This is a genomic window from Kushneria avicenniae (genome assembly GCF_900112585.1).
GTDB lineage: Bacteria > Pseudomonadota > Gammaproteobacteria > Pseudomonadales > Halomonadaceae > Kushneria > Kushneria avicenniae.
Genome location: NZ_FOLY01000001.1, coordinates 330,133 through 352,624, shown reverse-complemented (window position 1 = coordinate 352,624; position 22,492 = coordinate 330,133). Strand labels below are relative to the sequence as shown.

Annotated in this window: 21 protein-coding genes; 16 read left to right on the top strand and 5 right to left on the bottom strand. The window is 57.9% G+C overall.

Annotated features, from left to right (window positions below):
• Window positions 1–9 precede the first annotated feature (9 nt).
• A complete protein-coding gene (locus BM079_RS01680; protein ID WP_090130178.1) occupies window positions 10–255 on the top strand; it encodes a hypothetical protein in 246 nt (81 codons plus the stop codon).
• Between the two features lie 88 nt (window positions 256–343).
• Entirely contained in the window at window positions 344–1,075 is a 732-nt protein-coding gene (locus tag BM079_RS01675; RefSeq protein ID WP_090130176.1) for a lipopolysaccharide kinase InaA family protein, read from the top strand.
• A gap of 6 nt (window positions 1,076–1,081) precedes the next feature.
• Here the strand turns inward: BM079_RS01675 and lexA are convergent, their stop codons facing one another.
• Entirely contained in the window at window positions 1,082–1,726 is a 645-nt protein-coding gene (lexA, locus tag BM079_RS01670; RefSeq protein ID WP_090130174.1) for a transcriptional repressor LexA, read from the bottom strand.
• Between the two features lie 164 nt (window positions 1,727–1,890).
• On the opposite strand from lexA, the gene BM079_RS01665 reads away from it, so the two are divergent.
• From BM079_RS01665 to BM079_RS01650, 4 genes are read left to right on the top strand one after another with little or no spacing between them, the layout of a single operon-like run.
• On the top strand, window positions 1,891–2,601 hold the full coding sequence (locus BM079_RS01665; protein ID WP_090130172.1) for a TetR/AcrR family transcriptional regulator: 711 nt from the start codon (window positions 1,891–1,893) through the stop codon (window positions 2,599–2,601).
• On the top strand, window positions 2,598–3,635 hold the full coding sequence (gene nagZ, locus BM079_RS01660; RefSeq protein WP_090130170.1) for a beta-N-acetylhexosaminidase: 1,038 nt from the start codon (window positions 2,598–2,600) through the stop codon (window positions 3,633–3,635). The genes BM079_RS01665 and nagZ overlap by 4 nt, the downstream gene beginning before the upstream one ends.
• Window positions 3,636–3,675: 40 nt before the next feature.
• Window positions 3,676–4,959 (top strand): mechanosensitive ion channel family protein, encoded by a 1,284-nt coding sequence (locus tag BM079_RS01655; RefSeq protein ID WP_090130168.1) that lies wholly within the window; start codon window positions 3,676–3,678, stop codon window positions 4,957–4,959.
• Entirely contained in the window at window positions 4,952–5,539 is a 588-nt protein-coding gene (locus BM079_RS01650) for a hypoxanthine-guanine phosphoribosyltransferase (RefSeq protein ID WP_090130769.1), read from the top strand. Before BM079_RS01655 ends, BM079_RS01650 begins: the two co-directional genes overlap by 8 nt.
• Before the next feature lie 139 nt (window positions 5,540–5,678).
• Here the strand turns inward: BM079_RS01650 and mfd are convergent, their stop codons facing one another.
• Window positions 5,679–9,128 (bottom strand): transcription-repair coupling factor, encoded by a 3,450-nt coding sequence (gene mfd / locus BM079_RS01645; protein ID WP_090130166.1) that lies wholly within the window; start codon window positions 9,126–9,128, stop codon window positions 5,679–5,681.
• Between the two features lie 394 nt (window positions 9,129–9,522).
• Here mfd and BM079_RS01640 point away from each other — a divergent pair, with 394 nt between their 5' ends.
• From BM079_RS01640 to BM079_RS01595, 10 genes are all read left to right on the top strand, one after another.
• Complete coding sequence (locus BM079_RS01640) at window positions 9,523–10,971, top strand: glyceraldehyde-3-phosphate dehydrogenase (protein ID WP_380059482.1); 1,449 nt, start codon at window positions 9,523–9,525, stop codon at window positions 10,969–10,971.
• Between the two features lie 277 nt (window positions 10,972–11,248).
• On the top strand, window positions 11,249–12,604 hold the full coding sequence (locus BM079_RS01635; RefSeq protein WP_090130162.1) for a Na(+)-translocating NADH-quinone reductase subunit A: 1,356 nt from the start codon (window positions 11,249–11,251) through the stop codon (window positions 12,602–12,604).
• Window positions 12,605–12,606: 2 nt separating this feature from the next.
• Window positions 12,607–13,833, top strand: coding sequence for an NADH:ubiquinone reductase (Na(+)-transporting) subunit B (locus tag BM079_RS01630; protein WP_090130160.1), 1,227 nt, complete (start codon window positions 12,607–12,609; stop codon window positions 13,831–13,833).
• Window positions 13,830–14,618: a Na(+)-translocating NADH-quinone reductase subunit C gene (locus tag BM079_RS01625; protein ID WP_090130158.1), complete on the top strand. Its 789-nt coding sequence runs from the start codon at window positions 13,830–13,832 to the stop codon at window positions 14,616–14,618. Before BM079_RS01630 ends, BM079_RS01625 begins: the two co-directional genes overlap by 4 nt.
• A 2-nt stretch (window positions 14,619–14,620) precedes the next feature.
• Window positions 14,621–15,301 carry an NADH:ubiquinone reductase (Na(+)-transporting) subunit D gene (locus BM079_RS01620; RefSeq protein ID WP_090130156.1) on the top strand — a complete coding sequence of 227 codons (681 nt, stop codon included), beginning with the start codon at window positions 14,621–14,623 and terminating at the stop codon, window positions 15,299–15,301.
• Entirely contained in the window at window positions 15,301–15,921 is a 621-nt protein-coding gene (nqrE, locus tag BM079_RS01615; protein WP_090130154.1) for an NADH:ubiquinone reductase (Na(+)-transporting) subunit E, read from the top strand. The genes BM079_RS01620 and nqrE overlap by 1 nt, the downstream gene beginning before the upstream one ends.
• 34 nt (window positions 15,922–15,955) lie before the next feature.
• Window positions 15,956–17,188, top strand: a complete 1,233-nt coding sequence (nqrF, locus tag BM079_RS01610) for an NADH:ubiquinone reductase (Na(+)-transporting) subunit F (protein WP_090130152.1) — start codon at window positions 15,956–15,958, stop codon at window positions 17,186–17,188.
• A 165-nt stretch (window positions 17,189–17,353) separates the two neighbouring features.
• A complete protein-coding gene (nqrM, locus tag BM079_RS01605) occupies window positions 17,354–17,605 on the top strand; it encodes a (Na+)-NQR maturation NqrM (protein ID WP_090130150.1) in 252 nt (83 codons plus the stop codon).
• A gap of 6 nt (window positions 17,606–17,611) precedes the next feature.
• Window positions 17,612–19,003, top strand: a complete 1,392-nt coding sequence (sthA, locus tag BM079_RS01600; RefSeq protein WP_090130148.1) for a Si-specific NAD(P)(+) transhydrogenase — start codon at window positions 17,612–17,614, stop codon at window positions 19,001–19,003.
• A gap of 87 nt (window positions 19,004–19,090) precedes the next feature.
• The gene (locus tag BM079_RS01595) at window positions 19,091–19,375 is read left to right on the top strand and encodes a YrhK family protein (RefSeq protein ID WP_175489557.1); all 285 of its coding nucleotides are present in this window, start codon (window positions 19,091–19,093) and stop codon (window positions 19,373–19,375) included.
• On the opposite strand, the gene BM079_RS01590 is transcribed toward BM079_RS01595, so the two are convergent.
• The 3 genes from BM079_RS01590 to BM079_RS01580 all read right to left on the bottom strand — a co-directional run bounded on the left by BM079_RS01590 (window position 19,376) and on the right by BM079_RS01580 (window position 22,355).
• Window positions 19,376–20,236: a DNA replication terminus site-binding protein gene (locus BM079_RS01590; RefSeq protein ID WP_090130765.1), complete on the bottom strand. Its 861-nt coding sequence runs from the start codon at window positions 20,234–20,236 to the stop codon at window positions 19,376–19,378.
• Between the two features lie 141 nt (window positions 20,237–20,377).
• Complete coding sequence (locus BM079_RS01585; RefSeq protein ID WP_090130146.1) at window positions 20,378–21,277, bottom strand: carbon-nitrogen hydrolase; 900 nt, start codon at window positions 21,275–21,277, stop codon at window positions 20,378–20,380.
• 16 nt (window positions 21,278–21,293) lie between these two features.
• On the bottom strand, window positions 21,294–22,355 hold the full coding sequence (locus tag BM079_RS01580; RefSeq protein WP_090130763.1) for an agmatine deiminase family protein: 1,062 nt from the start codon (window positions 22,353–22,355) through the stop codon (window positions 21,294–21,296).
• Between the last annotated feature and the right edge of the window lie 137 nt (window positions 22,356–22,492).

Sequence of the window (22,492 nt, the reverse complement as noted above, 5' to 3'; positions counted from 1 at the left end):
AGCCGGCCCATGACTGAAGCTGCCGTGTTTGAAATCGTTGAGCTTGAAGATGGGCAGTTTGTGCTCAGGGCGGCCGACAGCGATGAGAGCAGTGAACCGCTGGCCAGCATCCGTTTTTCCTCCCAGACGCTTGAGCTATTGCGTCATCACCGTTTCGATGTGGCTCGCGAGATGCTGGACCATTTGATTTCCCGCTCCGTGCTGACAGAAGACGATGAAGAGGCTGATACGCCTGAGCCTGCTGCCATTCACTGATCTCATCTCCGTTTTTCTCGATCCCTGTCCACCGACAGGGATCGTCCTTTCTGGCGCTTGTGCCTGAATATTTCGGAACCGATCTGAGATGTCACAAACCTTGCAGGGTGATTTTGATTTCTGGTGGCAGGCGCCGGGAGAGTGGGTAGAGCCTCCAAATGAGCGCAAGGGCGGTCTGAGCGGCGTTCGGTTTATCAGGCCGGCCCCAGAGGGGCCGGCCTATTACGTCAAGATTCAGCACGGTCATCTGTTTCACAGTCTGCGCTATCCCATGGGGCGACCCACAACGGTACGTGAGTGGCATGGCCTCAAGCGCTGTCAGAGGCTGGGCGTCAACGCGCCGCTACCGGTGTTTTTCAAGGCCAGAAAGGGCCGTCAGGGGTGGCAGGCCGTCATGGTGACCGCGGCGCTGGAAGGTTATCAAAGCCTGCAGGCGATGCTGAAGGACGATGCTCTTGAATCCGACCAGCGTAGCGTCGTTTTCAGCGCGCTGGCGGGCAATCTGCTGAGGCTGCACCGCAGCGGCTACAAGCATGGCCATCTCTATCCCAAGGAAGTTCTGGTTCGACTGGATAGCGATGTCTCGGCCAGCACGGCGCTGGTGGATCTGGAGAAGTGTCAGCGTCGTCCCCTGGCGCGGCTGGCGGCCATGCGTGATCTGACGCGTCTTTTTGGCGACGCCCGACCGATGGGAATGCGCGATGAAGAGTGCTGTCTAATGATGGATATCTATCAGCAGGCGGGCATCAGGCTGGATCGGGATCGGCTCATGCTGCCGCGAATGTGCCAGGTGCGCCCGCAGGCACACCGTCACGTATAAACAGGCCTAAAGGCCGTTTCCATCTCCGCCGCGGATCACGCCAACACCGACACCTTCAATATCAAGGTTCTGCTGGGTCAGATCGATTCTGATGGGCTCAAAGTCGGGGTTCTCGGCGATCAGGCTGACGATGCTGCCCTGACGCTTGAAACGCTTGACCGTAACATCATCGCCCAGCCGAGCCACGACAATCTGGCCGTCGCGGGCATCGTGGGTGCGATGAACAGCCAGCAGGTCGCCGTCCAGAATGCCGGCATCCCGCATCGACAGGCCGCGAACCCGCAGTAGATAGTCCGCCCCGGGACTGAAAAAGTCGGCAGGCATCGGACAGTAGCGCGAGATATGCTCGGCGGCAAGGATTGGACTTCCAGCGGCCACTTCACCGATAACCGGCAGGCCACCGGCGCTGTTATCCTGTTCCTGATCCATCTGCGGCTGGTGTGCAAGACGAATGCCGCGCGACGTGCCCGGAATCATCTCGATGACCCCCTTCTTTCGAAGCGCCCGCAGATGCTCTTCGGCGGCATTGGGGGATCGAAATCCCAGAGCCCCGGCAATTTCGGCACGCGTCGGCGGATAACCAAGCTCATTGATGGTGCTGGCAATGAAGTCGAATACGGCCTGCTGGCGTGCGGTCAACGGTCGTGTCATGTGCAGTGGCCATTGTTGATGTATACAGTATGGGATTGTATCCAGTCATTGGAGCAATGCAAGCGCTGTGACAGGCTGCAGATGCAGGTGCCAGAGACCGGTGGTGTTACCATCTCAGGCAGGACTGCACGTTTTATTTTCATAAAAGAGAACTGATATTTTCCATGGTGCCATCCGATACCGTGACCCGAATCCTTGATGCGGCCGAAGTCCTGTTTGCCGAGCATGGTTTTTCCGAGACGTCCCTGCGCCGGATCACCAGCCGGGCCGAGGTCAACCTGGCCGCTGTCAACTACCATTTTGGCTCCAAGCAGGCGTTGATTCAGGCCGTGTTTTTCCGGTATCTGGATCCTTTCAGCACGGATCTGCATCGGCGCCTGAATGATCTGGAAGCCGGCGAGGCGGATGCCCCGGGTCTTGAGACGCTACTGGATACACTCTTTGCAAGCGTGCTGGAAATGCCGTCCGAAAATCATGACCTGAGAACCTTCATGAAGCTGCTGGGACTGGCCTATTCCCAGACGCAGGGCCATCTTCGTGACGAGCTTCGCAGCCGTTACGGCGATATCTTTTCCCGCTTTCTGGAGCTTCTCAGGCGGGCCACGCCCGAGCTGCCTGATGACGAGAGATTCTGGCGGCTGCATTTCATGCTGGGCTCGGTCATCTTTACCCTTTCCGGGCTCAATGCCCTGCGTGATATTGCAGCGCATGACTATCATCAGCGCGTCACAATCCGCGAACTGGCTCAGCGTCTGAAGCCTGTAGCACTGCACGCTCTGAGAGCGCCGGTTGCCGATATTGGTGCAGCCGCCATGGTGGATTACCCCTCACGGGGACAGGTAACTTCTCACGCCAGAACAGGAACCCACTCATGACGACTTCAATGCCCGATAGCTTCGGTGGGCCGCTGATGTGCGATATCCAGGGAACCCACCTGAGCGGTCAGGAAAGAGACTGGCTGACCCATCCTGCGGTGGGGGGAATCATTCTGTTTGCCCGCAACGTCGAGTCGCCCGAGCAGATGTGGCAGCTGTGCGACGATATTCGACAGTGTCGCCCGAACATTGTGATCGGCATTGATCAGGAGGGCGGGCGTGTTCAGCGCCTCCGCGAGGGCGTCACCAGCCTTCCACCCATGGCCGGGCTGGGACGTTATTATCTGCAGTCCCCTGATGAGGCACTGCAGCTGGCCCGGGATACCGGCTGGCTGCTGGCCATGGAAATGGCGGCCTGCGGCGTCGATTTTTCCTTTGCGCCCGTACTCGATCTGGATGATGCCCGCTGTCCGGCCATCGGCAACCGCGCCTTCTCCGATGATCCGCAGCATGTCACTGTCCTGGGCGGCGCCTTTATTGAAGGTCTTGAAGAGGCGGGCATGGCCGGTATCGGCAAGCACTTTCCGGGCCATGGCGGCGTTACGCTCGACTCGCACCTGGTCATGCCGGAGGATGATCGAACGCTTGAGATGCTCGAGTCCCGTGACCTGATTCCTTTCAGGGCTCTGGCCAAGAGGCTGACAGGTGTCATGCCGGCGCATGTTCGCTTTACCCGGGTCGACGATCAACCGGCCGGATTTTCCCGGCGCTGGCTGGAATATCTGCGTCATACAATCGGCTTCAAGGGCGTCATCGTTTCTGATGATCTTTCGATGGAAGGGGCCGCCATGGCCGGTGGACCCGGGGAGGGGGTCATGGCGGCGCTGGACGCCGGCTGTGATCTGACGCTGCTGTGCAACGACCCGGCTGCGGCTGCGCTGGCCCGCAAGGTGCTGGCCTCGCATGAGATGCCATCTGAAAGCCGTCAGCGTCTGGCAAGGCTCTATTTCAGCGGTGAGCGTCTGACCCTTGAAACACTCATGGCGATACCTCGTTGGCAGCGCACACGTGAGCGGTTACGCCTGATTGGCTGACTGACGCTCAAACACATCTGGACCCAAGAGCCTCTTTTTCATGGAAGCCACTGCACTCTGGCAACAACTGCTCACTGACATGCGCGACCGGCTGGACCATATGACCGGTTTGCCGGGCTGGGCCATGATGATCATCGGTCTGGCGCTTTTGACGGTGATGGCCGATATCGTCTCGGTCATGTTGCTGCGTCGTCTGGAGCGACGGTTGAGCAATAGTTCCAGACGCTGGGACGATGCCCTGGTCCATGGCTTTCGAGCCCCGTTCAGAGGCTGGCTGTGGAGCGGCACCCTGTGCGTGATCCTGACGCTGCTGGCTCAGGAGGTCGAGTTCGAAGGCGGCAGCCGCTACATGGCGATAGCGTTTGGCATGATCACCCTGTTGCTGCTTTTCTGGGGGGAAATTCGCCTGATGCAGCGTCTCGAGCAGCGCCTGGTCTTTCCACCCGGCAATTCGAAGTCGACTCCGGTTGATCAGACCACGGCTTCGGCCGTCACCAAAATTTCGGGTGCGGTCACCTTGATCGTCGTGCTGCTGCTTGCCATGCAGTTGCTGGGTGTCGATATGTCCAGCATTCTGGCCGTCGGCGGTGCTGGTGGTTTGCTGGTGGGGTTCGCCGCGCGTGATCTCATGGCCAATTTCTTTGGGGGCATGGTCATCCATCTGGACAAGCCTTTTCAGGTCGGGCACTGGGTTCGCTCTCCCGATCGGGAGATTGAGGGCATTGTTGAAGACATCGGCTGGCGCCTGACCCGTATCCGCACCTTTGCCGGGCCGCCCATTTATGTGCCCAATGCTGCGTTCAGCCGCATTACCATCGAAACACCCTCGCGCATGCAGGCGCGCCTTATCTGGGAAAACGTTGGCGTTCGCTATCAGGATGCCGGCGCCATCGAGGGCATCACGACCGATATCCGCGACATGCTGGATCAGGATGAAGAGATCAACAGCGATGAGCTGATCACGGTGACCTTCAGTCAGTATGGTGACTACTCGTTGAATCTGATGATCTATGCGCTGAGTTGTGTCACCGACTGGCAGCGCTACAACGAGACCCGCCAGCGTATCCTGCTCAAGGTGCGCGACATCATCTACGATCATGATGCAGAGCTGGCGCTGCCGGCCTCGAGAATTTATGTCCCTGACGAAGTGCGCCTCAACAGCGCCTCACAGGAGGAGACGCTTGAGTCCGGGGAAGATTCTCGTCAGGATGGCGCCTCTCAGGATTCCGGGTCGGCACACAACCGTCGGAGCCGTGAAAAGGACAGGGGGCAACGCGCCCCGTTTGATAGCGAACATAACAGTGAGTCAGATGGCGATGGCTGAAAAGCAGGATGGTCACCACGAGATAGCCCAGTATCACAACGACATGAAGGTTCTGATGGATGAGGCGGACTGCCTGATCGATCTGCCTGAGGTCGAAAGGGCGCTGGATGACATGGCCGAGCGGTTGACCCGGTCGCTTTCTGACAGCATGCCGGTCTTTTACTGTGTGATGAACGGTGGACTGATCACGACCGGACATCTGTTGACCCGACTCGGATTTCCGCTGGAAGTGGACTATCTGCATGCCACGCGCTATCGAGGTGGTCTGCGGGGGGGCGAACTGTTCTGGCGCGTTTCGCCAGAGATTCCCATGGCCGGTCGTCACGTGGTCATCGTTGACGACATTCTGGACGAAGGCGCAACCCTTGCTGCCATCCTGGACTATTGCCGTCAGGCGGGTGCGGCCAGCGTCTCTTCGGCAGTGCTGGTCGAGAAAATGCATGATCGCAAGGCCGTTTCCGATCTCAAGGCGGACTATTGTGGCCTGGAAGTCGAGGACCGCTACGTCTTTGGCTTCGGCATGGACTACAAGGGCTACTGGCGCAACGCACCAGGTATCTTTGCCCCGCGCGGTCTGTGATCAGGCGTTCCGAGCGACCGGCCGGTGCTGCAGTGAATCAATGATGTGAGTGCGCAGGGATGACATGGTCAGCAAAAGGCCGGCCATTGAGGCCGGCCTTTTGTTGTTTTGCTGAAGGCACTTTTGCGAGTCGATGTCTTCAGGGCTTCTGGTTGAAATGATCCAGCAGGGCCTCGATGGCGGCAAAGCGCGTCTCGGCCGATTCCATGGGCTTTTCAAAACGCAGGGTGTCGGCGCCATCGAGACGATATTGATCGGGCGCTTTCTGCATCATCTGAACCAGCGTCATGGGTTCCACCGAGGTATCTGCGCTGAACTGTATGCGCCCGCGATGATCGCCGGCCTCCAGCCGCGTGATACCCAGCTGCTCGGCACGAAAGCGCAGCGTCGCCTGTCGGAAGAGATGCTTGACCGGCTCCGGTAGCAGGCCGAATCGATCAATCATCTCGACCTGTAGTTCACGCAGCTCGCCATCGTTTCTGGCGTTACTGATGCGCTTGTACATGATCAGGCGCTGCTGAACGTCGTGCATGTAGTCATCGGGAATCAGTGCCGGCAGCCCGAGACTGATATCCACGCCTTCCGACATGGGCGCCTCTATGTTGGGCGTTTTGCCGCTTCGAATGGCATTGACGGCCCGGTCGAGCATTTCCATGTAAAGGCTGTAGCCGATGGTTTCGATCTGACCGCTTTGCTCCTCGCCCAATAGTTCACCGGCACCGCGGATTTCCAGATCGTGACTGGCCAGGGTAAATCCGGCGCCCAGATCCTCGGCCTGAGTAATGGCCTCAAGACGCTTGGTCGCATCCGTGGTGATCTGTCTGGGTGGCGGCGTCAGCAGGTAGGCGTAGGCCTGGTGGTGTGATCGACCCACACGGCCGCGCAGCTGATGAAGCTGGGCCAGACCAAACTTGTCGGCACGCTCGATGATGATGGTGTTGGCGCTGGGCACGTCGATGCCGGTTTCAATGATGGTGGAGCACACCAAAACGTTGAAGCGCTTGTGATAGAAGTCCGACATGGCCCGCTCCAGCGAGCGTTCGGCCATCTGACCGTGGGCAACGCCCACACGCGCATCGGGTACCAGCTCGCGCACCTTTTCAGCCGTGGCCTCGATCGACTTGACCTCGTTGTGCAGGTAGTAGACCTGGCCACCGCGCAGCAGCTCGCGCAGGACGGCCTCCTTGAGTACGGCCTGGTTGCGCTGCTGTACAAAGGTCTTGACCGAGAGTCGACGTGCCGGCGGCGTGGCGATAATGGAGAGATCGCGCATGCCGCTCATGGCCATCGACAGTGTTCGTGGAATGGGCGTGGCCGTCAGGGTCAGGATGTCGACCTCGGCGCGAAGCGACTTGAGTTTCTCCTTTTGGTGAACGCCGAAGCGGTGCTCTTCATCAACGATGACCAGCCCCAGATTGGCGAACTCGAGCTCCTTGCCCAGCAGCTTGTGCGTGCCGATGACAATGTCGATGCGGCCATCACCAAGACGTTCCAGCGTCTGTGACTGCAGCTTGCCGCCCTGAAAGCGCGACAGGATATCGATGTTGATGGCCGAGTCTGCGAAGCGGTCCCGGAAGTTGTCAAAATGCTGTTGCGCCAGCAGCGTGGTGGGCACCAGCACGGCCACCTGCCGGCCGGACTGCACGGCCAGAAAGGCGGCACGCATGGCCACTTCCGTCTTGCCAAAGCCCACATCGCCGCACACCACTCGATCCATTGGCTGGGTGGAGGTCATGTCATGAATGACGGCGTCGATGGCCATGCGCTGATCGGGCGTTTCCTCGAAGGGGAAGGACGCCGCAAAACGGGCGTATTCGGCCCCCGGCGGTTCGCAGGCAAACCCTTCGCGCGCTTCGCGTCGGGCGTAGACATCCAGAAGCTCGGCGGCCGTATCGCGTACCTTTTCTGCTGCCTTGCGGCGTGCCTTTTCCCACTGATCGCTGCCCAGCTTGTGGAGGGGCGCACTGTCATCGCTGGCACCGGCGTAGCGGGAGATCAGATGCAGGCTGTCGACCGGCACATAAAGGCGTGAGCCGCCGGCATACTCCAGCGTCAGAAACTCGGCCGGCATGCCGCCGGCATGCAGGGTTTCAAGCCCCAGATAGCGTCCCACACCGTGAGCCTGGTGGACCACCGGAGCGCCTTCCCGAAGCTCGGAAAGGTGGCGTATGGCCAGCTCGTTGTCATCCGTTGCTCGGCTCTGACGTCGACTCTGACGCACGATCTCGCCGTGCAGCTCGGTTTCGGTCAGTATCAGAAGTCTTTCATCTTCGAGCCACAGGCCGCGCTCAAGTCCTCCTTCCGCGATGGCATGGCGCTGATCGGCATCGAGAAAGTTCTGCCAGCCATCCGTATCCTTCAGAGAGAGATTCAAGGGCGCCAGGGTTTCATGCAGCGCCTCCTGTCTGCCACGTGATTCCGCAACAAAAAGAATGCGAAGGTTCTCATGGTCGGCCAGAAACTGTTCCAGCGAGGCCAGCGGGCGGGTGGCACGGCCGTCAATGGCAACGTTGGGCAGGGCATTACCTTCTACCGGTGTGCCTTCATCATCGGTGCGCCACTGAAGCCTCGGGTACCGATTGATCTGACCAAAAAGCTCTGCCACCGGTATAAAGGCCCTGGCGGGCGGTAGCAGCGGACGGGTGGGATCAACGCCCAGATTTTCATAGCGTCCGGTAATGGACTGCCAGTGGCTTTCAGCGGCTTCGAAGGTGCCCGGCAGCAGAGCGCAGCGCAGGCTGTCGCCGATATGGTCAAAAAGTGTCGAAGTACGCTCGAAAAACAGCGGCAGATACTGCTCAAGCCCTGGAGACGGGATGCCCTGAAGCGCATCCAGATACAGCGGGCAGTGGCGAGGGTCAACGTCAAACAGCGTCTCGAACCCTTCGCGAAAGCGCGCAATCGCTTCCTGTGTCAGCGGATACTCATGCGCCGGTAAAAGTTCCATCTGCTCGATGCGATCGGTTGAGCGCTGTGTATCCGGGTCAAAATGACGAAGCGTGTCGATCTCGTCATCGAACAGATCGATACGCAGCGGATGCTCGCTGCCCACCGGGTACAGGTCGATCAGGGCACCTCGAAAGGCGTATTCGCCGGGCTCGTAGACGGTTTCGACGGCGCGGTAGCCGGCAAGATGCAGCTGGCTGCGAAAATGCTGGCGATCCAGCGACATGCCTGTTTCGAGCTGCAGGGCCTGCACGGCCACATAGTCGGTAGGCGGCAGACGCTGCATGAGCGTGTTGACCGGCGCCAGAATAATGCTGCGGTACTGATGCTGCAGCTGACGCAGGGTGCGTAAACGCTCCGAAACGATGTCCTGATGGGGAGAAAAGCTGTCGTAGGGCAGCGTCTCCCAGTCCGGAAAGACCAGAACTTCCTGCGCACTGAAAAAGCGCAGTGCCAGCGCCATGCGCTGTGCGCTTGCCGAATCCGGCGTGATCACAAGCAGAGGCGTCTGCTCGGCGCCTGCCAGGCGGGCCATGGTCAGTGCATCGGCGCTGCCTTCGGGCACTCGCCAGCGTGTGTTCTCCCGGGCAGGGGCAAGTGCCGGGGGCGCAAGGGGGCTGATAGTGCTGCTGTGCGATGGCATGGTTCACTTTGAATCGGTGGGCACGGATACAAAAATGCGGACAGTATCGTTCATATGAAAAAGGTTTGCGCTGATGTCTGTCATTCAGATGCAGGCGACTTCTCGTTTTCATGCGTGACTGTGCCGAAGAAACGATGTCAAACGATGCGCTTTCAAACCGGAAACGCACTGCAAAAGCCGATATACGGGCAGAGGCGTCTGTCAACTTATGCTTTGGTGTAGCCCGGCTACAATTTTTGCGACCACACAATCATTGTGGGGAGGCCTCGCTCTTTCGATAATGCCGCCACCTTAAGATTGCAGCTGCCGAGAGAGCGCCCACGATACCAGTATGGATATCACATAAAACAAGGGCAGGCGCTGCAGGTTTTCGATCACTGCAAGGAAACCTGACGTGAGTATGGCAAAAGAAGAAACGTGTCTGCAGCAGTGGCAGGCACAGGAGGCGCTGGCCGAAGAGATGATCCCGCTGCTGGGACGTCTCTATCGCAGCTGTCAGGTCGTACCGCTGATGTACGGTCGTTCCATGGTCAATCAATCAGTCATTCAGCTTCTAAAGCACCATCGCTATGCCCGACACGCTGAAAACGTGGAGCTGGAAGTCGGGGATACCTTTGCTCTGGTCAAGCGTCTGATCGAGCTTGATCCAGGCCCTGCCCACATTGACATCGGCAAGCTGGCCGTCGCCTACAAACGCAGCGGTGAGCATGATGTCATGGGCTTTTTGCGTCAGACGCTCGGCCCGATCGTCGGACAGCGGGGCAAGGGAACGTCGGAGCAGCCACGCGATGTTGTGCTGTATGGCTTCGGTCGTATCGGACGCCTGCTAGCAAGGCTTTTGATCGAGCGTACCGGTAGCGGACGGATGTTGAGGCTGCGTGGCATCGTTGTGCGCGGCGACAGCTCGGATCTGGAGAAGCGGGCCAGCCTGCTGCGACGGGATTCCATTCATGGGCCGTTCCCCGGTACGCTCACGCTGGATCATGACAATGATGCCATCATTGCCAATGGCAACTACATTCAGTTCATCCGCGCCGAGTCGCCCGACAGCATCGACTATACGGCTTACGGCATCGACAACGCCATTGTGGTGGATAACACCGGCAACTGGCGTGATCGCGAAGGGCTCTCGAAACACCTGTCCTCAAGGGGTGTTTCGCGCGTGCTGCTTACCGCGCCGGGCAAGGGCGATATCAAGAATATCGTCTATGGCATCAACGAGCACGAGGCCGGGGAGAGCGAGCAGATTCTATCTGCAGCGTCGTGTACCACCAACGCTATCGTGCCGGTACTGAAATGCCTGTCGGATCGTTACGGCATCGAGCGGGGTCATGTCGAAACGGTGCATGCCTACACCAACGATCAGAATCTGACCGATAACTATCACAAGGCCGAGCGTCGTGGGCGCAGCGCGCCGATGAACATGGTTCTGACGGAGACCGGCGCGGCAAAGGCCGTCACCCGAGCGTTGCCCGAACTTGAGGGCAGGTTGACCGGCAATGCCATTCGTGTGCCCATTCCCAACGTCTCCATGGCCATTCTCAATCTGACGCTTGAGAAGGACTGTGACCGCGATACCCTGAACGGCTATCTGCGTGAGATGTCGATCGATTCGAAGCTGCGTCGACAGATCGACTTTGTTGATTCGCCTGAAGTGGTATCATCGGACTTTGTAGGGAATCGACATGGTGGCATCGTTGACGGCAAGGCCACGATTGTTGACGGCAAAAACATTGTGCTGTATGTGTGGTATGACAATGAGTTCGGCTACAGTGCTCAGGTGATCCGACTGGTACAGCACATGGCGCATGCGCGCCTTCCGTCCTTTCCTTCGCCAAACTGAAGTCGGCGTTTTTCTCCTGGACTTTGGTCCAGGAGACCCCCTGCCTCGATCTGAATCCCTTGTAACTCATGTGGTTTTTCATGTTCCAGCTCCTTATAATACGGCTGGTTTTTAAACCGTGTTAAATCATGTCCGCTCTTGCGGATCACCGAAACATCTCATCTGATTGATCATCACCCAAGGGGATCACCGGTAATAACGGTTGCTATCAATAGCTTGCGTCAAACGGTTATCAAACCCTGCATGACTGCATCAGATTCGACTACTGGGCGAGACTATGATCGAAGTCAAACGAGGCCTGGATCTCCCCATCGCGGGTTCACCTTCCCAGACCATCGAGAATGGTCAACCGGTGAAGCATGTGGCTGTTCTTGGCCCTGACTACATTGGCATGCGGCCAACCATGGAAGTCCGCGAGGGAGACCGGGTATCGCTTGGTCAGGTACTTTTCACTGACAAGAAAACCGAAGGCGTTCAATATGTCGCGCCTGCTGCCGGTGAAGTGGTAGCGATCAATCGTGGTGAAAGACGCCGTCTCATGTCGGTAGTCATTCGCGTTGAAGAAGACAACGATTCTCGGGCGCCAGCCTTTGAACAATATGATGCAGGCCGCCTTGAGTCGCTCGAGCGTCAGGCAGTGGTCGATCAGCTGGTAGCCTCCGGACTCTGGACCGGCATTCGAAAGCGTCCCTTTTCCCGTGTGCCGTCAGTATCCGAGCAGCCGCTGAACATTTTCGTGACTGCCATTGATACCCATCCCCTCAGTGCCGATCCGGCACATGTCATCGAGGAGCGTCGCGAAGATTTCGTGAATGGACTCAGGGTCATTCGGCATCTGACCCAGGGGCAGGTCTACCTGTGCAGCGCGCCCGATGCCGATATTCCCGGCGGCGAGCTGGATGGGATCAGTCATCAGCATTTTTCCGGACCGCATCCTGCTGGTCTGGCCGGTACGCATATCCATCATCTGTCACCGGTGGGCATCAGCCGTCAGGTATGGCATCTGAACTATCAGGATGTCATGGCCATCGGCACGCTCTTCACGGAAGGTCGACTGGATACACGCCGGGTCGTGGCGCTGGGTGGGCCGGCTGCCAAAAAGCCGCGCCTGGTTCGTACGCGTCTTGGTGCAAGCCTTGATGAGCTACTGACCGGTGAGGTCGAAACCGATCGTGACGTTCGCGTCATTTCAGGGTCGGTGTTCGGTGGCAGCACTGCAAAGAACAGTACGGCCTATCTCGGACGCTATCACTTGCAGGTGTCACTGATCGACGAGGGCCGTAAACGTGCGCTGTTCGGCTGGCTCTCTCTGGGATTGGATCGCCATTCTACTACCGGCATCTACCTGTCACGCCTGACCCGGCCGGCCTCCTTTCGGCCCAACACCAATACCAATGGCTCCGAGCGAGCCATGGTGCCGATCGGCTCCTATGAACAGGTCATGCCGCTGGACATCCTGCCGACCCAGCTTTTGCGTTCGCTGATCGTCGGAGACATCGAGGTCGCCATGCAGCTGGGCTGTCTCGAGCTCGACGAAGAGGATCTGGCACTTTGTACCTATGTCTGTCCGGGTAAATATGAGTACGGCCCGATCCTGCGCGACAATCTGACAACGATCGAGAAAGAGGTCTGATAATGGGGATTCGTCGTTTTCTGGATAATATCGAGCCCCATTTTCATGAGGGCGGAAAGTATCAGCGCTTTTACGCGCTGTATGAGGCAGTCGACACAATCTTTTATGTGCCGGGGCATGTCACCGGTTCTACGGCGCACGTTCGAGATGGTATCGATCTCAAGCGCATCATGATCACGGTCTGGATGTGCACCTTCCCGGCCATGTTCTTTGGCATGTACAACGCCGGTCTTCAGGCCAACGTGGCGATCGCCAATGACTACGGCATCCTTCAGGGATGGCGTGAAATGATCGTCATGGCGCTGGCCGGCGGACATGACCCTGGTAGTATATGGGCCAATTTCGTACTCGGCGCGACCTGGTTCATTCCCATCTATGCGGTCACCTTTGCGGTGGGCGGCTTCTGGGAAGTGCTCTTTGCCATTCGCCGCGGCCATGAGGTCAATGAAGGATTCTTCGTCACTTCTGTACTTTTCGCCCTGATTCTACCGGCTACCGTACCGCTGTGGCAGGTTGCTCTAGGGATCACCTTTGGCGTGGTTATCGGCAAGGAAGTCTTTGGTGGCACCGGCAAGAACTTCCTCAATCCGGCGTTGACCGGTCGTGCCTTTCTCTATTTCGCCTATCCGGCGCAGCTGTCCGGTGATTCGGTCTGGGTACCCGCGGATGGTTATACTGGTGCAACAGCACTGTCGACAGCCGCGCAGGGCGGTGTTGATCAGCTGGCTGCCCAGACGCCCTGGCTCAATGCCTTTCTGGGGTTCATTCAGGGCAGTGTCGGTGAAACCTCGACCCTGATGATTCTGCTGGGTGGCCTGATCATGATCTGGACCCGTGTGGCCTCCTGGCGCATCATCCTGGGTGTTTTTCTGGGCATGGTGGCAACGGCAACGCTTTTCAATCTGATCGGCTCCGATACCAACCCGATGTTTGCGCTGCCCTGGTACTGGCATCTGGTGATCGGTGGTTTTGCCTTCGGCATGATCTTCATGGCGACCGACCCCGTATCGGCATCAATGACCAATACCGGCAAGCTGATCTTTGGTGGTCTGATCGGTTTCATGACCGTGCTGATCAGGGTGGCCAACCCGGCATTCCCCGAGGGGATCATGCTGGCGATTCTCTTTGCCAATCTTTTCGCACCGCTGATCGACCACTTTATCGTTCAGGCCAATATCAAACGGCGGCAGAAGCGTCTGATGCCGTCAAGGGATAAGGAGGTTGCCTGATGGCCAGCAATGATTCGATCAAGAAAACGCTGACCGTGGCGCTATCGCTGTGCGTGGTCTGCTCTGTGGTGGTTTCGACGGCCGCCGTGGCACTCCGGCCCACGCAGCAGCAGAATCAGGAGCTTGATCGCAAGACCAATATCCTGCAGGTCGCCAATCTGATGGAGCCGGGCCGAAGCGTCGAGCAGCAGTTCGGTGAAATCACCCAGCGTGTGGTGGACCTGCGCTCCGGCGAATATGCTGACGATATCGATCCTGATCGCTTTGATCAGATTGCCTCGACCCAGGACCCGGCCATGTCGAGAACCCTGAGCGGCAGTCAGGACCAGGCAGGGCTTGGTGGTCGTGTCGAAAACTACGCTACGGTCTATCTGGTAGGCGATCCTGACAACCCCGACGAGATCATTCTCCCGGTCCGTGGTCAGGGGCTCTGGTCGCTGATGCTGGGTTATCTGGCCCTTGAAGGGGATGGTAATACGGTCGTCGGACTGTCGTTCTACGAGCAGGGTGAAACGCCCGGACTCGGCGGTGAGGTGGATAATCCACGCTGGAAGTCGCTCTGGCCGGGCAAGGAGATCTACCCGGAAGGCAGTGACGAGCCGGCCATTCGTCTGGTCAAGGGTGGCGTTGGCAGCAATACGCCTGATGCCGAGCACAAGGTGGATGCGCTTTCCGGTGCTACCCTGACCAGTACCGGGGTGACCAACCTGCTGCAGTTCTGGATGGGCGACGAAGGCTTTGCCAATTATCTGGCGCGCTTTCGCGACACTTCACAAGGAGCTTGATCATGGCAAAAACTGATACGGCCAGGGGTCTGCTGACAACTCCCATTTTTCAGAATAACCCTATTGCACTGCAGATCCTGGGTATCTGCAGTGCGCTGGCGGTCACCAACTCCATGAGCACCTCGCTGGTCATGGGTCTGGCAGTTATTGCGGTCACGGCATTTTCGAACATGTTCGTGTCATTGATTCGCAATCACATGCCATCGTCGATTCGAATCATCATTCAGATGACCATTATCGCGTCGCTGGTTATCGTGGTGGATCAGCTTTTGAGGGCGTTTGCCTACGATCTCTCCAAACAGCTGTCGGTGTTTGTCGGCCTGATCATTACCAACTGCATCGTCATGGGGCGTGCCGAAGCCTATGCCATGCAAAACGGTCCTGTGCTCAGCTTTCTCGACGGTGTCGGTAACGGTCTGGGATACACCTTCATTCTGCTGGCGGTCGGGTTTTTCCGCGAGCTGCTGGGGTCGGGATCCGTTTTCGGAATCACCATCATGCAGACGGTCAACAATGGCGGCTGGTATGTCCCCAATGGCCTGATGCTGCTGCCCCCGTCGGCATTTTTCGTGATCGGTCTGCTGATCTGGGCGCTCAGAAGCTTTAACCCCGAGCAGGTGGAAAGCAATGAGTTCAAGATCACGACCAATACCAAGCCTCGTACTGCAGAGGGGAGCGCGTAATGTTTGAACATTACCTCAGCCTGTTCATCAAGGCCGTGTTCGTTGAAAACATGGCGCTGGCCTTCTTTCTGGGCATGTGTACCTTTCTGGCGGTATCCAAGAAGGTCTCATCCGCCATCGGCCTGGGGGTCGCCGTTATTGTGGTGCTGACCATTACGGTGCCGGCCAACAACCTGATTCTCAATTACCTGCTCAAGGCAGGCGCGCTGTCGTGGACCGGTATCGAAGGTGCCGAAAACATCGATCTCTCGTTTCTAGGGCTTCTGAGCTATATCGGTGTGATTGCAGCCATCGTGCAGATTCTCGAGATGTTTCTCGATAAATTCGTACCGGCGCTCTACAACGCGCTCGGCGTTTATCTGCCGCTGATTACGGTGAACTGCGCCATTCTGGGGGCGGCCCTTTTCATGGTTCAGCGCGACTACGCCTTTGGTGAATCGGTTGTTTATGGTCTTGGTGCCGGGTTTGGCTGGGCGCTGGCTATCGCAGCGCTGGCCGGCATTCGTGAAAAACTCAAGTACAGCGACGTCCCGGCCGGGCTTCAGGGGCTGGGGATCACCTTCCTGACGGTAGGTCTGATGTCACTGGGCTTCATGTCGTTTTCCGGCGTTCAGCTGTAAGCGGCGGATCATCGACTGAGCAAGGAAACGAGTCATGGTAGATATCTCTGTCATTATCGTTGGCGTGGTCATGTTCACGCTGATTATTCTGGGCCTGGTGGCCATTATCCTCACCGCTCGCAGCCGGCTGGTCAGCAGCGGTGAGGTGACCATCGAAATCAATGGTGACCCCGAAAGCACCATCAAGACCCAGGCCGGGGGCAAGCTGCTGCAGACCCTGGCCGGTCAGGGCATTTTCCTGTCCTCTGCCTGTGGTGGGGGGGGGTCCTGTGCACAGTGCAAATGCCGTGTGCAGGACGGTGGCGGATCGATTCTTGCCACCGAGGAAAGCCATTTCACCATGGGTGAAAAGAAGGAAGGATGGCGTCTCTCCTGTCAGGTGCCGGTCAAGCAGGACATGAAGATCGAGGTGCCCGAAGACGTTTTCGGCGTCAAGAAATGGGAATGCACCGTTGTTAATAATGACAACGTGGCCACCTTTATCAAGGAGCTGACGTTGCGTCTGCCCGAAGGCGAGAATGTGGCCTTCCGCGCCGGCGGCTATATGCAGCTCGAGACGCCGCCGTATGACATCAATTTCAGTGATTTTGACATTGGTGAGGAGTATCGCGGGGACTGGGACAAGTTCGGGCTTTTCAATCTGAAAGCCAAAACGACCGAGCCTGTGATTCGTGCCTACTCGATGGCGAACTACCCTGAAGAGAAGGGCATTCTCAAGTTCAATATCCGTATTGCCACGCCGCCGCCCAATTCCAGTCATCAGCCGGGGCTCATGTCGAGCTGGGTCTTCAGCCTCAAGGCGGGCGACAAGGTGACGGTGTATGGTCCGTTCGGTGAATTCTTTGCCAAGGAAACCGATGCCGAGATGGTCTTTATCGGCGGTGGTGCCGGCATGGCACCGATGCGCAGCCACATCTTCGATCAGCTCAAGCGTTTGAACACAGATCGCAAGATTTCCTTCTGGTACGGCGCTCGCTCGGTTCGAGAGTCGTTCTATAACGAGGAATATGATCAGCTGCAGGAAGAAAATCCCAACTTTGAGTGGCACCTGGCGCTGTCGGATCCCCTGCCTGAAGACAACTGGACCGGCAAGACAGGTTTTATCCATAACGTATTGTATGAAAACTATCTAAAAGACCATCCGGCACCTGAAGACTGCGAATACTACATGTGCGGGCCGCCGATGATGAACGCCTCGGTCATCAAGATGCTCATGGATCTGGGCGTCGAGCCGGAAAATATCATGCTCGACGATTTTGGTGGTTGATAGATCGTTTTTCACTACGGCACCGGTATCCCCGGTGCCTTTTTTGTTTGGTGCCTATTAACGGGATTGTGCTGTCGGTGTTGGTGCTCGGGCATCCTGAACAGTTAAAATATCAACCATGGGTGATCGCCTGGGGCGATGGCCGACAACGAACAGGAGCGATCCATGCTGTTATGGTTAATGGTTCTGGCAGCCATGCTGCTTATCGTGGGCGTCATGTCCGTGGGTGTTCTGATGGGGCGCAAGCCCATCAGCGGCTCATGCGGTGGCTTGAACAATCTCGGTCTCAAGCAGGGCTGTGATATCTGCGGCGGCAAGGATGAGGTCTGTGAAGAGCAGCAGCGCAAGGAAAAGCTGGCGCAGACGGCTTACAGGCCCGAACTTGCCCTTGATGCCACTCGCAAGCCGGGAGCCTGACGGGTAATGCCAACCTATCAGTATGATGTCATCGTACTGGGCGCCGGGCCAGCAGGTGAAAGTGCTGCCGTCAATGCTGCCAAGCACGATAAACGGGTGGCGATTGTTGAACTCCAATCGGCAGTGGGTGGCAACTGCACCCACAAGGGCACGATCCCTTCCAAGACGCTGCGCCATGCGGTCAAGCAGGTGGTTCAGTTCAACAACAATCCCATGTTCAGGGATCTTGGTGAACCTCGCTGGGTATCCTTTCCTCGCATGCTCGAGCGCTCCCGCCGGGTGATCGAGGATCAGGTGGCCATGCGAACGCGATTTTATGCGCGAAACCGTATTGACGTTTTTTTCGGTACGGCCTCTTTTGCTGACCCGCACACGATTCACGTCTCGGATGGTCACGGCGCCAGGGAGTCTCTGGTGGCCGAGAACATCGTTGTGGCGACCGGCTCACGCCCCTATCGCCCCTCGGACGTCAATTTCAGACATCCTCGTATCTACTGCTCCGATACGATTCTGGGACTGTCGCATACGCCCCGGCGCATCATGATTTACGGTGCGGGGGTTATTGGCTGTGAGTATGCGTCGATCTTTTCCAATCTGGGCGTCAAGGTTGATCTGATCGATACTCGCGAACGCCTGCTGTCGTTTCTGGATGATGAAATCAGCGATGCGTTGTCCTATCACCTGCGTCACAACGGCGTTCAGATTCGTCATAACGAAGAGTATTCTCGCGTCGAAGGCGATGAGACCGGCGTGACCCTGCATCTCAAATCCGGCAAGAAGATGCGCGCTGATGCCTTCATGTGGGCCAACGGGCGAACGGGTAACACCGATACTCTCAAGCTTGAAAACGCGGGGCTGGAGGCGAATTCACGCGGGCAGCTACAGGTTGATAACAGTTATCGCACCCGTGTCGAACATATCCATGCCGCCGGCGACGTCATCGGCTGGCCAAGTCTTGCCAGTGCCGCCTATGATCAGGGACGTTCTGCTTCCGGCGATGCGCTGAGCAAGGCATCGCGTTTCGTGAACGATATTCCTACCGGTATTTACACCATCCCCGAGATCAGCTCGCTGGGCAAGACCGAGCGAGAGCTGACGGATGCCAGAACGCCGTATGAAGTCGGGCAGGCCTTTTTCAAGGACACCGCGCGGGCACAGATTACCGGTGATACGGTCGGCATGCTCAAGATACTGTTCAATCCGCGGACGCTCGAAATTTACGGTATTCACTGTTTCGGAGATCAAGCCTCCGAAATCCTTCACATTGGACAGGCGATCATGAATCAGCCGGGCGAGTCGAATACGCTGGCGTATTTTGTGAACACGACCTTTAACTATCCCACCATGGCGGAAGCCTATCGCATCGCGGCGCATAACGGTCTCAACCGGCTACACTAACGGGGCATTACGGTTTGCTCTTGAAAACGCCGACCATTGGGTCGGCGTTTTCGCGAGTCATTCGCTCATCACAGGGAGGCGACCACATTGTCCGAAAAGACGAGTCGTGCTGACAGACGAGATCTGACGCTGCATTTTGATCATCATGCTCTTGTGATCCATCGCCGCTACGAGGTTGTCAGCATCGTCAACGACGTGCTGATCGGCCTCTGGTTTCTGGCCGGCAGTATCTGTTTTTTCTATTCATCGCTGATGATGATCGGCACCTGGCTCTTTGTCGTGGGCAGCGCACAGATGCTGATTCGCCCCGCTATCCGGTTAAGCAGGCACCTTCACCTCAAGCAGCTGCCGTCACCCAGCAGTGATTTTTAGTCAGCGCCGATAGCGGTGAATGCGAAGGCTGGGAATAAAGGGCTCACTCTCTATTTTTGAATCCCCACGCAGCGCGCGGGTACGCTTCTCGGGAGGCTGGGACGGTGGCTGATTGATCTGTGGAAGACGGTTATCCGGTGACGGTACGAACAACGGCAGAGCAACATTCATGGCGCGGCGGGTGTGACCATCTTCCAGCGGTTCACGGAAAAAAATGTTGGCGCGCATCAGCGGCGCCTGCGTTTGTATCTGCGCCAGCATTTCGCCATCAGGCAGCGCAGCCAGTAGTTGGTACTGGATTTTGACGTGGGCGGCTTCGTTGTTCAGCCTGGCCAGTCTGGCTTCTACTTCGGATACGCTCATGCGCTTGATGGACCGGCCGCTGGAATACCATGCCAGTCGGATGCGCGAGACGGGGGCATCTGCCACCGGAAGGCGTCGCCAGCACTGCTTGAGATGAAGCCGTGCCATACCGCTTCCCTTGAGATGGTCATGCAGTACGGGGTGGCGAAAGGGGAGTGTGGCCTTGAGTTCGGCAACCATGGCGGGATGCAGTTTGCGGGCTGCGCTCAGTTGCGAGGAGAAGGCATTCTTGCATCGATTCACCTCGCAGACGTGTTCGAGCAGCGCATCATCGGCCATGACCACGCCGACATGATCACGTGTGGCACGTCCGTCCTGGCCATCCTGATACCAGTAATCGGTCAAGGCACGCATCAGCCAGTCAATGTCGGCGTCACCGCCAAAGCGCCACATGGCGGGAGGATGTTGCCTTGCCGTGGCTATCAGGGCTTCTGTGGCCTCGACAAGATCATCGAAGGCCCTTTCCAGCTCCGCCATCAACTGATACTGCGGTGACATGGCCATCTCCATTCATGTCATGCTTTTCGAAATATACCGTTATCTTGTATCACGATACGGCATGGCCGACAATGAGCATATCGGCATCTGTTCCTGCTACGGCAGGAACAGATGCCGATCAGTTATCGAGGCGATCCGGATTCAGCGGTCGAGATAGCGCTCGGTAATGTCCCCATAGGCGTCAATGCGGCGGTCACGCAGATAGGGCCAGATGCGTCTGACCTGTTCGCTGCGCGCCAGTGACAGGGTCACCAGAAGCTCCTCGGTGCCTTCACCGGCAAGGGCCAGCATTTCTCCCTGAGCACCGGCAACGAAGCTGCCGCCCCAGAAATCGATGCCGCCCCCCACGTCGCTGGGATCTTCCTCATGACCGACCCGGTTGGCCGCCAGCACCGGAATGCCGTTGGACACGGCATGCGAGCGCTGGATCAGTGTCCAGGCCTCCTTCTGGCGCTGCTTCTCATCAGACTCATCACTCGGGTCCCAGCCGATGGCCGTGGGGTAGAGCAGCATGTCGGCACCGGCCAGTGCCATCAGGCGTGCGGCCTCGGGATACCACTGATCCCAGCAGACCAGCACGCCCAGACGGCCCACGGAAGTGTCAATGGGCGTAAACCCCTTGCTGTGTCCGGCATCACCGGGGGTGAAATAGAATTTCTCGTAGAATCCCGGGTCATCGGGGATATGCATTTTGCGATAAGTGCCGACCAGGCCGCGGTCGGTGTCCAGCACCACGGCTGTATTGTGATAGAGCCCGGGCGCGCGCCGCTCAAAGATGGAGCCCACAATCACGATATCCAGCTCTCCGGCCAGCTCACTCAGAAACCGGGTGGTCGGGCCCTCCAGCGGTTCGGCCAGATCGAAGACCTCTGTATCCTCGCACTGACAGAAGTAGCGCGTGGCATGCAGCTCCTGCAGCAGCACAAGTTGCGCGCCGCGCTGCGCCAGTGCGCGGATGCCTCGCTCGCTCTCGGCCAGGCTTCGTTGTTTGTCGTTCCACGCCTGTTGCTGAACAACACCAACGTTGATGCTGTTTTTCATGGGCTTTCTCCGTGCATCAGTCATTGATGGCTTTCAGTGATCCGGTGGGCAACTGCATGGTAAGGCAGTGCAGGCTGCCGTGCTGACGAATGACCTGGCGACAGTCGATGGGAATGATGTCCCGCTCCGGGAAGGCTTTGGACAGTGCCTGAAGCGCCACGAAGTCAGCCGGGTCGGCGTAGGCGGGCATCAGCACCGCGCCGTTGATGATCAGGAAGTTGGCATAGGTCGCCGGCAGGCGATGGCCGTCTTCCGGATCGAAGCAAGCGCGAGGCCAGGGCAGCGGAATCAGCCGATAGGGTTCGCCGTCAGGTCGACGAAACGCCATCAGTTCGCGTTCCATGGCATTCAATGCTTCAAAATGCGGGTCAAGCGGATCATCACAGCAGACATGGGCAATGGTCTGCTCGTCACAAAAGCGCGCCAGCGTATCGATATGGCTGTCGGTGTCATCACCCTCAAGGTAGCCGTTGTCAAGCCACAGGATGCGGTCAACGCCCAGATGCGTCTTCAAATGGGCCTCGATACCGGTCTGGTCAAGATGGGCGTTGCGATTGGCATTTAAAAGGCAGCTTCGGGTGGTCATCAGGGTGCCTCGACCATCCGTCTCGATGCCGCCGCCCTCCAGCACGATCTCCTGCAGGTTCTGCATGGCGGGGGCGAAGATATCCTGTTCTGCCAGAGCGCGATTAAGGGCATTGTCCCGCTCGGCCGGAAACTTGCCGCCCCAGCCGGTAAAGCGATAGTCCAGCAGCAGCGGCGTTTCGTTGTCGATGATTGTCAACGGGCCGTGATCGCGTGCCCAGGTGTCGTCACCGGGCGCGATAACCAGCGATCGCCGATGTTCGGGAACGCCGAGGTTGGCCAGTATGGTGGCAAGGCGCTGACGGGTGTCATCGTCCGGCAGGGTGACCAGAACATGCTGATAGCGGGCGATCACCTCGATCAGGGTGATGAACGTGGTTTCAATGGCCTCAAGCATTGACGACCAGTCGCTGTCATGGCCGGGCCAGCTGAGCATGATGGCCTGCTGGGGTGTCCATTCGGGTAAAAACTGACGGGAAGGGCCCTGGGTCATGGTCACAGTGTTGTCCGCTCGATCGATGGGGCTGGTCTCTGCAGGTTCCGGCATACGGCCTGCCGGCGTATCTTATCACTGGCAGCGATTAAGGCGACGCCTGATGCAGGGTGGCATAAAAGTCCGTACCATGTCGG